This window comes from Arthrobacter sp. NtRootA1 (genome assembly GCF_019976975.1).
In the GTDB taxonomy this organism is placed as follows: Bacteria; Actinomycetota; Actinomycetes; order Actinomycetales; family Micrococcaceae; genus Arthrobacter; species Arthrobacter aromaticivorans.
The window spans coordinates 824,559-838,205 of record NZ_AP024630.1; the positions used below are offsets into that span (position 1 = coordinate 824,559).

Here is a 13,647-nt window from a genome sequence, read left to right on the forward strand (position 1 = left end):
GGAGCGGTGACCCTGCGCTTCTATGACACCGCCTCCGCCGAAGTCCGCGACTTCGTTCCCCTCGAACAGGGCAAGGCCAGCGTGTACTACTGCGGGGCTACTGTTCAGGGGATGCCGCATGTGGGGCACGTCAGGTCCGCCATCGCGTTTGATCAACTGACGCGCTGGCTCGAATTCCGCGGCCTCCGCGTCACGGTGGTGCGCAACGTCACGGACATCGATGACAAAATCCTCGCCAAGTCCGAGCAATCCTTTGGCCCGGACTGGGCTGACGAGCCGACGGCGCGGAAAGACGAGGAGTGGTGGGCTTTGGCTTACCGCTACGAGCAGGAATTCGAGAACGCCTACGAATCCCTCGGTGTCCAGCGGCCGACGTACGAGCCCCGCGCCACCGGGCACATCCCGGAAATGCACGCGCTGATCCAGCGGCTGATCGACCGCGGGCATGCCTACCCCGCGCTGGATGATTCCGGGGATGTCTACTTCGATGTCCGCTCCTGGAGCAAGTACGGTTCGCTGACGCGCCAGAACATCGATGACATGCAGGGCGCTCCCGACGCCGACCCCCGCGGTAAGCGGGATCCGCGCGACTTCGCGCTGTGGAAGGGTTACAAAGACGGCGAACCCCTCACCGCCAAATGGGAATCCCCTTGGGGAGCCGGACGTCCAGGGTGGCACCTGGAATGCTCCGCCATGGTTACCAAATACCTGGGCACGCGCTTCGATATCCATGGTGGGGGATTGGACCTTCGGTTCCCGCACCACGAAAACGAGATGGCACAGTCCCAGGCTGCAGGGGACGAATTCGCCAATTTCTGGATGCACAACGGCATGGTCACGTACGAGGGCGAAAAAATGTCCAAGTCGATCGGCAACACGGTGAGTCCCGCCGAAATGCTTGATTTGGCCTCGCCCCGGGTTGTCCGTTATTACCTTGGGCAGGCCCACTACCGTTCTGTGTTGGACTATCGGCCTACGTCGCTGCAGGAAGCAGCCGCCGCCGTCGAACGCATTGATGGCTTCATAGCCAAGGCCGCCGCGAAGGTGGGGCAGCAAGCCACTGAGCCGAACAGCTATACCGAGGGTGCGCAGGCTGCGATGCCGGCCGCCTTCGTGGCCGCCATGGACGATGACCTCAACGTCCCGCAAGCGCTCGGCGTTCTCCATGAGACCGTTCGGGCCGGCAACACCGCCTTGGCTGCCGGTGATCTGGACGCCGTAAAAGACGCTCTCTCCAGCGTCCACGCCATGACAAGTGTCCTTGGCCTGGATTCCGTGAAGCGCCCGGAGGCCGTGCAAAGCCGCGAACACGCGGCCCTCGAGGTCCTCGTGGAAGCGCAGCTTGAGGCTCGTGCCGCGGCCAGGGCCAACAAGGACTGGGCCGCGTCCGACGCCATCCGCGACACACTCTCGGCCGCCGGAGTCGTCGTCGAAGATGGTGCGGACGGCGCTACCTGGAGCCTGAAACGCGACTGACAAACCGCCGCCGCCGCCGAATTGCATTGGGTCAGTAGACTGGAATGCAGACTCATTAATTTCAAGCAAGGTGGACAGAATGGCCAACCACGGTCGCCCGGGTGCAATCCGCAAGAGCAAGAAGGGCCCCTCCACGGGTACCGGAGGCCACGGTCGCAAGGCCCTCGAAGGCAAGGGGCCCACCCCTAAAGCCGAGGACCGGACCTACCACAAGGCATACAAGAACAAGCAGCTCTCGGAGCGTTCGGCCGCCAAGCGCGGTCCAGCACGCCCGGGTACCGGTGCTCGCTCCGGCCCCAAGGGTCGCGCAACTGAAGAGCTGGTCACCGGCCGCAACTCGGTTGTGGAAGCGCTGCGCGCCGGCATCCCTGCCAAGGCCCTCCACGTTGCCATCCGCATCGAAATGGACGACCGCGTCAAGGAGTCCCTCAAACTTGCAGCTGAACGCGGCATCCCGCTTCTGGAAACCGGCAAGCCCGAACTGGACCGCATGACCGAGGACGCAGTTCACCAGGGCCTGGTGCTGCAGATCCCGCCGTACGAGTACGAGGACGCTTACGACCTCGCAGAGACCACTATCGCCAAGTGGAAGAAGGGGCATATCTCCAACGCCCCGATCTTCGTGGCGCTCGACGGCATCACCGATCCCCGCAACCTCGGTGCGATCATCCGTTCCGTCTCCGCGTTCAGCGGCCACGGTGTCATCGTCCCCGAGCGCCGGTCCGTCGGCGTCACGGCATCGGCATGGAAGACCAGTGCCGGCGCAGCGGTCCGCGTACCCGTGGCCCGCGCGTCCAACCTGAACAACGCGCTCAAGCAGTTCAAGAACATGGGCATCTACGTCCTCGGACTTGATGGCGACGGCGACGTCTCGCTGCCCGACCTCACCGTAGCGACCGAGCCGGTCTGCATCGTGGTCGGGTCCGAAGGCAAGGGCCTTAGCCGGCTCGTGCGCGAAAACTGCGACCAGATCGTCTCGATTCCCATCGACTCCGCCATGGAATCGCTCAACGCATCCATGGCCGTGGGTATCTCGCTGTACGAAGTGTCGAGGCAGCGTTCCGCGTAATCCTCAGTAAGGCGCCGCAAGCGCCATCCTCCGTGTGCTGCTCCTCTGTCGCTGTGACGCACGCTTCCGGATGGCCCCAGCGGCGCCCTTGGATGCTCTCTCACTTCCCGGCGGTTTTTGGCCGATGCTTTCTCATATCCTGACTGTTTTGGGCAAACGCTCTCTCACTTCATGCTGGTGGGGGAGCGTTTGCTGTTCTCTGGAATGACGACGACGGCGGCTCCGGCTCGAGCGGTCCGGTCCGCTTTGGGAGGGGAAGTGAGAGAAGATCCGCCCGAAACCCGCAGGATGTCAGAGAACATCCGCCCGAAACCCGCAGGATGTGAGAGAAGATCAGAAGTCGCGGCGGTTGGCCAGGACCGGGAGCTTTTGGCGGGCTTCTTCCACCACGGCAGGGTCGATGTCGGCGAAGAGGAGGCCGGGTTCGCCGTCGAGGGCTTCAAGGACCTGCCCAAAGGGGGACACGACGGCGGAGTACCCGACGCCCGTGGGCGCGGTGCCTTTCGCTTCGATGCCCTGGGTAGCAGGATCTCCTTGGCCGCAGGCAAGAACGAACGTGGTGGTATCCACCGCGCGGGCGCGGGAAAGGAGCTGCCATTGATCGGCCTTGCCCGGTCCGGCTCCCCACGATGCAGCCACGATGTTTACCACGGCTCCGCGCAACGCGTTGGCTGTGAACAATGCGGGGAAACGGATGTCGTAGCAGGTGGCCAAGCCAAAGGTGACGCCGCCGACGTCGAACGTCACTGGGTCTGTTCCCGCCTCAACCGTGTCCGACTCCGCGAAGCCGAACGCGTCAAAGAGATGTATTTTGTCGTAGCTGGTCTCCACGCCGGGTCCGGTGGCAAGTAGAGTGTTGCGCACGCGGCGCCCGCCGGAATCCGAAGCGGAGCCTGGCGTGAACATGCCAGCCACGATCACCAACTGAAGTTCGTCAGCGAGCTCGCGCACCCGGCCCGCCCAAGGGCCATCGAGGGGTTCGGCGATGTCCAGGAGGGAGTTACCGAACGCGCGCATCATTGCTTCGGGAAAAACGACAAGCTCCGCGCCGCCCTCCTTGGCACGGCGGGCGTACTCTTCCAGAAGCCGCAGATTGTCGGCCAGGTCCCGGCCAGTGATGACTTGAGCGAGTGCAACGCGCACGATTGAACCTCCAGTTCTGTCAGTCCCAGTATGGCAAGGCTGCGGCCAACACACAGCCGCAGCGACACATTCGGGGGAGCCGATACAAGTGTGCTGCTGCCCGGGCTGAAGCGTTCCAGCACGTGAGCGGCCGGGAACGACGGCCGCGGCCGGTGCTTGCCGGAAATTTGACGTGGTGCGCGCCGTCACACGGGCGGTCGACTCAGCACTCATCAGGTATGGAACTAAACTTGCAAGCAATGGTTATGCCTATTTTGGACCCAGCAGCCGCCCTGGATGCTTCGCGCCCCAGGCCCATCGGACTGAGCAAGCCCCAGCCCGACTTCTTTGATGACGTCACCCAGCAGACAGACAATGTCAACGTTGCAGTGTTTGCTCCGGACCTGGAACGCGTTGAAATCGCCTACCAGGCCCCGGGGGATGGTTGGCGGGTTCACACCCTTCCCAATCTGGAGGACGGTGTGCACTTTGGCATCGTCAGCGGCATGCCGCCAGGCACACGGTACGGTTTCCGCGCTGCTCCCCCTGAGGGCGGGCTGCCGATGTCAGTACCGGCAGTGGATATTGAGGACGACGGCGAACAGTCCCTGTTGCTGGATCCCTATGCTCGTGCAGTGGATCAGCGGGGCGAATTCCTAACGAGCGTCCACATGGCAACGGATTTCGACTGGGGCGATGACGCGCCGCCGCGGACTCCGATGCGTACGTCCGTAATCTACGAAGCCCACGTCCGTGGTCAGACGATGCTTCACCCGGACATTCCGGAACACCTCCGCGGCACCTATGCCGGCATGGCACACCCAGTGATGATCCAGCATCTAACTGAGCTTGGAATCACTGCGGTGGAACTCCTGCCCATCCACTTCCACCTGGACGAGTCACACCTCCAGGATCTGGGCATGACGAACTACTGGGGATACAACACCGCGGCCTTCTTTGCCCCGCACTCCGACTACGCCACTGAGGCTGCGCGGAACGCCGGTCCCCACGCTGTGCAGGACGAGCTCAAGGGCATGATCAAGCTGCTCCACGCCGCTGGCATCGAGGTCATCCTGGACGTGGTCTACAACCACACCGCGGAAGCGGGACCGGACGGGCCTGCGCTGAGTTTCCGCGGCCTCGCGGAGAAGCGCTACTACCGGCACGATGCGCATGGAAGGTATCTGGATACCACCGGGTGCGGCAACACCCTGGATTTCAGTGATCCCGTGGTGGTGGACCTTGCCTTGGATTCCCTGAGGTATTGGGTGAATGACTTCCACGTGGACGGCTTCCGCTTCGACCTCGCCGTGACATTATGCCGGGACGCCGGCAACCAATTCGATCCCAACCATCCCTTCCTGCGGGCCATTGCCGAGGATCCGGTCCTGTCAGAGGTCAAGCTCATCGCCGAGCCTTGGGACGTGGGTTACGGCGGGTGGCAGACAGGGCGGTTCCCTCAGGGATGGTCCGATTGGAACGATCATTTCCGCGACGGCGTCCGGCGCTTCTGGCTGTCAGACCGTGCCGCGATTGAGGCCGGCGGCCAAGGCGGCTCAGTCGCGTCGCTGGCTGAGCTGATGGCGGGTTCGGCGAGCCTGTTCGCGCCGTCCGGCCGCACGCGCTTGGCCTCGGTCAATTTCATCACGGCACACGACGGCTTCACGCTCAAGGACCTGGTGAGCTACGACCGAAAGCACAACGAGGCCAACGGTGAGCAGAACCGCGATGGCCATGGAGATAACCGCAGCTACAACCATGGTTTTGAAGGCCGCAGCGAGAACGAGGAAATCGTGGCGGCCCGCGCGCTGTCCATTCGGAACCTCATGGCCACTCTATTGTTGTCCTTCGGCGTCCCCATGATCACCGCCGGCGATGAGCTGGGCCGGACCCAGCAGGGCAACAACAACGCCTATTGCCAGGACAACCCGACGGCGTGGCTGGACTGGAGCAGGACCCAGGAAGCCAACGCCATGTTCCAAACCACCAGGGAGCTTGTCAGGCTTCGCCGGTGGTTCCTGCGCCACCAGCCCGAGAGCTTCCCCGCCCACGCGAATGATTCCAGCCTGCAATGGTTCGACGACAAGGGAAAGCGCATGACGCCCGCGCGTTGGAATGATCCCAACGCGCGCTCCATTCAGCTCCTGATGGGTCATGAGGACAGCGAAATCCGTGGCTTGATAGTGGTGAACGGCAGCAACCAGGACGTGAAGATGGTGCTCCCCGAGATCCTCAGTGAAACGGGCATCGGCAAGCGTATGTTCGAACTCCGGTTCACAACCTCGGTGCTGCATGAACGCCGGAAAGGTGCGCTGGTGGCGTCGGGCGAGCGGGATATCCTGCAGGCCAACACCATCAACATTTACCGCACCTAGGAGTTCCCCGCATGAAACGGAGCAGCAGCAAGCTGCTGGCCTTCGCAGCCCTGGTGATTGCCGTCGTCGCGCTTGTGGTCGCAATGGTGGGCGGCCCGCTGACCGCCACCCAGGAAACGTCAAGCACCCAAACCACGACGGCGGAGCCTGGCTCCGCGTCAACCCCGCCGTCCGTGGCAAACCCCTCTGCGCTGCCCACGATCAACGCCTCGCAGCTTCCCAGGGAAGCGCAACGGACGCTTGCCCTGATTGCGAAAGGCGGGCCTTATCCCTATGACAGGGACGGCGTGAATTTCGGTAACTTCGAGGGACTCCTGCCCAAGAAGTCCAGCGGATTCTACAAGGAATACACGGTCCCTACGCCTGGCGAGTCGGACCGCGGCGCCCGCCGGATCATTGTTGGCAAGGACACGGCCAAGTACTACACCGCTGACCATTACGATTCGTTCAAGTTCATCGTCGAAGGCAAGTAGGAGCCCATGAAGATCTATTCCGCAGACACCTGGACCATCGAAGAACTTCAGGACCAGGTGGCAGACGCCGGGCGCAGGACCGTCCTCGTCCCGCCGGCAACAACGAAATCGGGCGTCCTGGAGGTCTTTGGCCAGGTCCTGGACTTCCCTGAGTACTACGGCGTGAATCTGGACGCCCTCAATGACTCCCTGCATGACTTCGCTGATGCCCTGTCCGACGACGACGGCACTCCTGTCACGATGATCTGGCAAGTCCCAGCGGCCTACCGAACCGACCGCTCCTTCGGCGTGGTCTGCGAAATCCTCCAAGACGCCGAGCGCTACGCAGGCCGCGACCTCGCAGTGATCGCGGTTTTCGAAAACTGAACTGCATAAGCCATCCGCTAAGGAGTCCAAACAAAACGCCGGATGTCAGTTATCCGGAAGCGTGCGTCAAAGCGACGAAGGAGCAGCACGCGGAGGATGACTGACATCCGGCGGATGTCGTGTGGTTGGGTTTACGCGTTCGCGATCAATCCCAGTTCTGCTTTGGAAGCCAGCGCCGAGTGCTTCGGGAACACGCGGACGGTGTAGCCGAAGGATCCTGAACGGTTGATGACGAGGTCGCCGTGGAAGAGGTGGCGCCCGCCGCCGAGGTTCTCCAGGGAGTCCAGTTCCGCTACGACGATGTCCTCAAGCTCATCGGATTCCTCGGCACGACCGAACGCGACCTCCACGGAGACGTCGTCGGGGGTCAGGTTGTGAAGGGCCACGTACGCGTTGACCTGCAGGGTGTCGCCGACCTGGGGTTCTTCGGACACGCCAACCGAGTCGACGTGTTCCACTACGACCTCAGGCCAGGCGCTGCGGACCTTGGAGGTCCAGGCCGCGAGTTCCTTGGCTTCCTTGAATGATTCAGCGGTGGCCCGGCGCCCGGCTACTGCTGCGGGGCAGTACAGGTTGTTGACGTAGTCGTGGAGCATGCGTTCGGCTGAGACTGCCGGGCCCAGGTTTGCCAGGGTGTGCTTGATCATGGACACCCAGTGGGTGGGCACGGTCTCGCGGCTGGATTCGGAGGGTCCTGCTGCGCCGGCGCCTTGGGCCACGGTGGTCCCGTAGAAGCGCGGTGCCACCTGGGTTTCCAGCAGCTCGTAGAGTGCGGAAGCTTCAATGTCGTCGCGTTCATCGGCGGATGCGCCGTTGTTGGCTGTGGGGATCGCCCACCCGTTTTCGCCGTCGTACATTTCGTCCCACCAGCCGTCCAGGACGGAGAGGTTGAGCGAGCCGTTGATGGCTGCCTTCATCCCGGATGTGCCGCAGGCTTCCAGCGGCCGCAGGGGGTTGTTGAGCCAGACGTCGCAGCCGGGGAAGAGGGTGCGGGCCATGGCGATGTCGTAGTTCGGGAGGAACACGATCCGGTGGCGTACCTCGGGGTCGTCGGTGAACCGGACCAGGTCCTGGATCATTTTCTTGCCCGCGTCATCTGCCGGGTGCGATTTGCCTGCGATGACCAGCTGGATGGGGTGTTTGGGGTTCAGCAGGAGGGCCTTCAGACGCGCGGGGTCGCGCAGCATGAGCGTGAGCCGCTTGTACGTGGGCACCCTTCGGGCGAAGCCGATGGTCAGCACGTCCGGATCCAGTACGCTGTCCGTCCAGCCAAGCTCGGCGTCGGCGGCACCTCGTGTTTTCCAGGAGGCGCGCAAGCGGCGGCGGACGTCGTCCACGAGCTGGGTGCGCAGTTCCCTGCGGAGCCCCCAGACGTCCTCGTCACTGACGTTGTAGGCGAGGTCCCAACGGCCCAGGGCTTCGGCTTCTGCACCGAACTGCTGCCGTGCCAAGGAGGATATCTTTGGGTCCACCCAGGTTGGAACGTGCACGCCGTTGGTCACGGACGTGATGGGGATTTCGGAGTGGTCGAATCCTGGCCAGAGACCGGAGAACATTTCCCGCGAAACCACGCCGTGCAGCTTGGCTACCCCGTTGGCACGCTGCGCGAGGCGCAGGCCCATGACTGCCATGTTGAAGACGGAGGGGTTGCCGCCGTCGTAGTTTTCCCGGCCGAGTTCCAGGATCCGGTCCACGGGCACCGCGGGGGCGAGCCCGGCTTCGAAGAAGTGCTTGATCTGGAGGGCCTCGAAACGGTCGATGCCTGCCGGTACGGGGGTGTGCGTGGTGAAGACGGTGGATGCACGTCCCGCTGCGAGGGCTTCGTCCCAGGTGAGGGGATCATTGGGGTCAGACATCGCTTCCTGGATGCGTTCGATTCCCAGGAATCCTGCATGGCCTTCGTTCGTATGGAAGACCTCCGGCGCGGGCGTGCCCGTCAGTTCCTGGTAGACGCGCAGGGCTTTGACGCCGCCCATGCCCAGCAGCAGTTCCTGCTGGAGTCGGTGATCGCCGCCACCGCCGTACAGGCGGTCGGTGATGCCGCGCGCGGCTTCGTCGTTGGAGGGGACGTTGGAGTCCAGCAGCAGCAGCGGAACGCGTCCGACGTCGGCACGCCACACATGCGCGTGAAGCTCGCGGCCGTTGGGAAGCGGAAGCGAAATGTGCACCGGTTTGCCGGGAACGCCGTCCTTGGAGGGCTGGCGCAGAAGCGTCAACGGCAGCCCGTCCGGGTCCAGCACCGGATACGTTTCCTGCTGCCAGGCGTCACGGGACAGGGACTGCTTGAAGTAGCCGGCCTGGTAAAGGAGCCCGACGCCGATCAACGGGACACCGAGGTCCGATGCGGCTTTGAGGTGGTCACCGGCAAGGATGCCCAGGCCACCGGAGTACTGGGGAAGAACCTCGGTAATGCCGAATTCCGGCGAGAAGTAGGCGATGCAAGCCGGGGCTTCTTCACCCAGGCCCTGGTACCAGCGCGGCTCACTGAGGTAGCGGTCCAGATCGGCTGCTGCTTCCTGTACCCGGTTAACGACTTCGCCGTTGTTGGCCAGGTCCTGCAGTTGCTCCCTGCTGATGGACCCCAGGAGGGCGATGGGGTCATGCTGCGCGGCCTCCCAAAGAGCCGGGTTAAGGCTCGCAAAAAGTTCCCTGGTGGGCCGGTGCCAGGACCAGCGCAAGTTGGTCGCCAAACGGGCCAACGGCCGGATGGGCTCAGGGAGGACGGTACGGACTGTAAATCTTCGAATTGCCTTCACGAGCGCCACACTAACGGACTCACATGGCAGTCGGAACTGGTTTGGGTTTCTTTTAGGTAAAAGTCATCTTGAGTCGCGAAGATGGCTCGTGTGCTTAGCATTCTTGGATTTTTGTCGCTAACGTCGTGGTTGTGACGAATACCTCGCGAACCATGACCGCTTTGAAATCCAAGACGAAAACGGACATCACCGCCGGACTGCGCTTCGGCCGGTTCCCCATCACGGCTGTCCAGCCGGTGGTTGAGGGTGGCCGGTTCCCCGCGAAGGCCCTTCCGGGTGAGGATCTCGCCATCGGCGCGACCGTCTTTCGTGAAGGACATGATCAGCTCGGCGTCTCTGCCGTCCTGCTCGATCCCAAGGGCAAGGAGCGCCAGCGGGTCCGCATGGCACCGGCCAAGGATGAGCGCTGGAAAGGCTTGGACCGCTGGGAGGGTTTGCTGTCTCCCTCCGGCACAGGCGCGTGGTCGTTCGTCATTGAGGCTTGGCATGACCGCTACGGAACATGGCACCACAACGCTGAAGTGAAAGTGGGCGCCGGCATTGACGTCGAGTTGATGCTCGCCGAGGGCGCCGCCCTGCTTTCTGAGGCAGCCGAGGACGACGCCGGTCGCACCGCTGCGGAGAAGCGCACCTTGCGTGCTGCGTCTGTCGTCCTTGCCGACACCACCAAATCTGCCGAGGAGCGCCTTGGTGCCGGTTTCAGCCCGGAGGTGCTGGCCGCCGTCGGACGCGTTCCGATACGTGAGTTGGTGACCGTTTCCGAGCCGTTCCCGCTCCAGGTGGAACGGGACCTCGCCGGCCGCGGTTCCTGGTACGAGTTTTTCCCCCGCTCCGAGGGCGCGGTGTTGGATCACGCCACGGGTATCTGGACTTCGGGCAACTTCCGCACCGCAGCCAAGCGCCTGGAGGCGGTTGCGGAGATGGGCTTCGATGTCATCTACCTGCCGCCGATCCACCCGATCGGTTTCCAGCACCGCAAAGGCCGCAACAACACGCTGACACCAGGCCCGCAGGATCCGGGCTCGCCGTGGGCTATTGGTTCCAAGGACGGTGGCCACGATGCCATCCACCCGGATTTGGGCACTTTTGAAGATTTTGACGCTTTTGTTGCCCACGCCCGGGAGTTGGGGCTCGAAGTTGCACTGGACCTGGCGTTGCAGGCAGCCCCTGACCACCCGTGGGTAACGTCCAACCCGGAATGGTTCACCACCCGTGTGGACGGGTCCATCGCCTATGCCGAAAATCCGCCAAAGAAATACCAGGATATATATCCCCTGAACTTCGATAACGATCCTGCGGGCCTTTCCAAGGAAATCCTCAGGGTGGTGCAGTTGTGGATCAGCCATGGCGTGAAGATATTCCGCGTGGACAATCCGCATACAAAGCCCGTGTGGTTCTGGGAATGGTTGATTGGAAAGATCAACAAAAAGAATCCCGAGGTAGTTTTCCTGGCGGAGGCTTTCACTCGTCCACCCATGATGCATGCATTGGGCAGGGCAGGGTTCCAGCAGTCGTACACGTACTTCACGTGGCGGAACACCAAGACCGAACTGGAGCAGTATTTCCATGAGGTCAGCCACGAGAGCGCGGCTTTCTTCCGGCCCAACTTCTTTGTGAATACCCCTGACATCCTCACGGAGTACCTCCAGTACGGCGGTCCCGCGGCCTTCCGCATCCGGGCTGTCCTTGCCGCTACGGCAAGCCCGGTCTGGGGCATGTACGCCGGTTACGAGCTGTACGAACACGTGGCACGGCCGGGGGCAGAAGAGTACATCGACAACGAAAAGTACGAGTACAAGGCCAGGGACTGGGAAGGCGCTGCCGCGTCCGGCCGTACGTTGGCTCCGTACATCACTCGGTTGAACACCATCCGCAAGGACCACCTTGCCCTGGGCGACCTGCAGAACCTTACGCTGCACAGCAGCACCGATGACGCAACGATCGTCTACTCCAAGCACAAGACGTTGCCGGACGGCACCAAGGACACGTTGATCATCGTTGTTAACGTGGATCCGCACAGCGCCCGCGAAAGCACGGTTTCCCTGGACCTGGCGGCACTGCAGCTGGACCCTGCGGACTTCAACGAGGACGGCCGGTTCCTGGTGGATGACCTGATCAGCGGGCAAAGCTGGTGGTGGGGTGAACACAACTACGTCAGGCTCGACGCACACGTGGAGCCAGCACACATCCTGAGCATCCGGAGGCAGCCTTAGTGAGTTTTTCTCCGCAAAACCCGAGCCAGTACTTCACTCCGAAGAACACCTTCGAGCTGAATGCCCCCGGTCTCCAGCATGATCCGCACTGGTACCGCAAGGCAGTCTTCTACGAAGTACTGGTGCGGGCCTTTGCGGATGCCAACGGGGATGGCTCCGGTGACTTCCACGGCTTGATCGAGAAACTGGACTACCTTCAATGGCTGGGCGTTGACTGCCTCTGGTTGCCGCCGTTCTTCCATTCCCCGTTGCGTGATGGCGGCTATGACATCGCCGACTACACCTCGGTGCTGGACGAGTTTGGCACCATCAGCGACTTCAAGCGCCTCGTGGCGGAGGCGCACGCCCGCGGCGTCCGGGTGATCATCGACCTCCCGCTAAACCACACCTCGGACCAGCACCCATGGTTCCAGGAATCACGGAAGGACCCCACGGGCCCCTACGGCGATTTTTATGTCTGGAGCGATACGGACGAGAAATACCAGGATGCGCGCATCATCTTTGTGGACACGGAGGAATCCAACTGGACCTTCGATCCCATCCGGCGCCAATTCTTCTGGCATCGCTTCTTCAGCCACCAACCGGACCTGAACTTCGAGAATCCCAAAGTCATTGAGGCACTCTATGACGTCATCCGGTTCTGGCTCGACCAGGGAATCGATGGCTTCCGCGCCGACGCCGTTCCGTACCTCTTCGAGGAGGAAGGCACCAACTGCGAGAACCTGCCCGCGACCCACGCCTTCCTGCAAGACCTGCGCCGGATGGTGGATGCCAACTACCCCGGACGCGTGATCATCGCCGAGGCGAACCAGCCACCTCATGAGGTGGTGGAGTACTTCGGCACCGAGGAAGCCCCGGAATGCCACATGGCCTTCCACTTCCCGATCATGCCCCGGCTCTACTATGCCCTGCGGGACCAGAAGGCAGCTCCGATCATCCAGACCCTGCGGGAGACTCCGGAGATTCCCAAGGGTGCCCAGTGGGGGACCTTCCTGAGGAATCACGACGAACTCACGCTGGAGATGGTCAGCGCGGACGACCGCGCCGCCATGCTTGGCTGGTACGCACCGGACCCCAGGATGCGCGCCAACATTGGTATCCGGCGGAGGCTGGCTCCGCTGCTGGACAATTCCCGCGCCGAGATTGAGCTCATTAATGCGCTGTTGCTCTCCCTGCCAGGTAGCCCTTTCCTCTATTACGGGGACGAAATCGGCATGGGGGACAACATTTGGCTTGATGACCGCGATGCCGTCCGCACCCCCATGCAATGGAACCCGGACAGGAACGCGGGTTTCTCAGGCGCGGACCCCGGCAAGCTGTACCTGCCGGTGATCCAGTCCCTGGTCTACAACTACAGCATGGCCAACGTTGAAGCAGAGGCCGCGCACTCAGGCTCCCTGCTGCGATGGACCCGGCAGATCCTCAGCGTGCGCAAGAACCACCCCGTGTTCGGCCTGGGAAGTTTCCGCCACATCGAAGCGGACAACGAGGTAGTTCTGGCCTATGTCCGGGAACTGCCGGCGGGCAACCCTGAAGGCGAGGACGCGGAAACCATACTGTGCGTCTTCAACCTTTCGCAGCACCCGGTGGCCGCGATCCTGGATCTGCCGGAATATGCCGGCAGGGGCTTCCGGGATATTTTCGGTGGCCAAACATTTCCGGCCGTTGGGGACAACGGCCAACTGACAGTCATGCTGGGTAGCCACAACTTCTACTGGCTGCGGCTGCGCTCGGCGTTTTCCAACCCCTCATCGCCATTTACCCAGGCGATTCCCGTGGTGTCGACCAAAGGATGAG

9 protein-coding genes are annotated in these 13,647 nt (G+C 62.6%); 7 read left to right on the forward strand and 2 right to left on the reverse strand.

All coding sequences use genetic code 11. From position 1 onward, the window contains the following. Positions 1–6: 6 nt before the first annotated feature. Complete coding sequence (gene cysS / locus LDN90_RS04010) at positions 7–1,476, forward strand: cysteine--tRNA ligase (RefSeq protein WP_223948001.1); 1,470 nt, start codon at positions 7–9, stop codon at positions 1,474–1,476. Positions 1,477–1,555: 79 nt separating this feature from the next. Continuing rightward, positions 1,556–2,545 carry a 23S rRNA (guanosine(2251)-2'-O)-methyltransferase RlmB gene (rlmB, locus tag LDN90_RS04015; RefSeq protein ID WP_216921202.1) on the forward strand — a complete coding sequence of 330 codons (990 nt, stop codon included), beginning with the start codon at positions 1,556–1,558 and terminating at the stop codon, positions 2,543–2,545. A gap of 333 nt (positions 2,546–2,878) precedes the next feature. Here rlmB and LDN90_RS04020 read toward each other — a convergent pair whose 3' ends face one another. Further along, positions 2,879–3,688, reverse strand: a complete 810-nt coding sequence (locus LDN90_RS04020; RefSeq protein WP_223948002.1) for a carbon-nitrogen hydrolase family protein — start codon at positions 3,686–3,688, stop codon at positions 2,879–2,881. A gap of 239 nt (positions 3,689–3,927) precedes the next feature. On the opposite strand from LDN90_RS04020, the gene glgX reads away from it, so the two are divergent. The 3 genes from glgX to LDN90_RS04035 are packed head-to-tail and all read left to right on the forward strand — an operon-like array spanning position 3,928 to position 6,881. After that, positions 3,928–6,042 carry a glycogen debranching protein GlgX gene (gene glgX / locus LDN90_RS04025; protein WP_216921191.1) on the forward strand — a complete coding sequence of 705 codons (2,115 nt, stop codon included), beginning with the start codon at positions 3,928–3,930 and terminating at the stop codon, positions 6,040–6,042. An 11-nt stretch (positions 6,043–6,053) separates the two neighbouring features. After that, a complete protein-coding gene (locus tag LDN90_RS04030) occupies positions 6,054–6,515 on the forward strand; it encodes a ribonuclease domain-containing protein (RefSeq protein ID WP_223948003.1) in 462 nt (153 codons plus the stop codon). Between the two features lie 6 nt (positions 6,516–6,521). Continuing rightward, the gene (locus LDN90_RS04035; protein ID WP_216921185.1) at positions 6,522–6,881 is read left to right on the forward strand and encodes a barstar family protein; all 360 of its coding nucleotides are present in this window, start codon (positions 6,522–6,524) and stop codon (positions 6,879–6,881) included. A gap of 131 nt (positions 6,882–7,012) precedes the next feature. On the opposite strand, the gene glgP is transcribed toward LDN90_RS04035, so the two are convergent. Beyond that, complete coding sequence (gene glgP / locus LDN90_RS04040; protein ID WP_223948004.1) at positions 7,013–9,637, reverse strand: alpha-glucan family phosphorylase; 2,625 nt, start codon at positions 9,635–9,637, stop codon at positions 7,013–7,015. A gap of 152 nt (positions 9,638–9,789) precedes the next feature. Here glgP and LDN90_RS04045 point away from each other — a divergent pair, with 152 nt between their 5' ends. Continuing rightward, a complete protein-coding gene (locus tag LDN90_RS04045; protein ID WP_223949233.1) occupies positions 9,790–11,850 on the forward strand; it encodes an alpha-1,4-glucan--maltose-1-phosphate maltosyltransferase in 2,061 nt (686 codons plus the stop codon). After that, positions 11,850–13,646 (forward strand): maltose alpha-D-glucosyltransferase, encoded by a 1,797-nt coding sequence (gene treS / locus LDN90_RS04050; protein WP_216921180.1) that lies wholly within the window; start codon positions 11,850–11,852, stop codon positions 13,644–13,646. Before LDN90_RS04045 ends, treS begins: the two co-directional genes overlap by 1 nt. Position 13,647 lies beyond the last annotated feature (1 nt).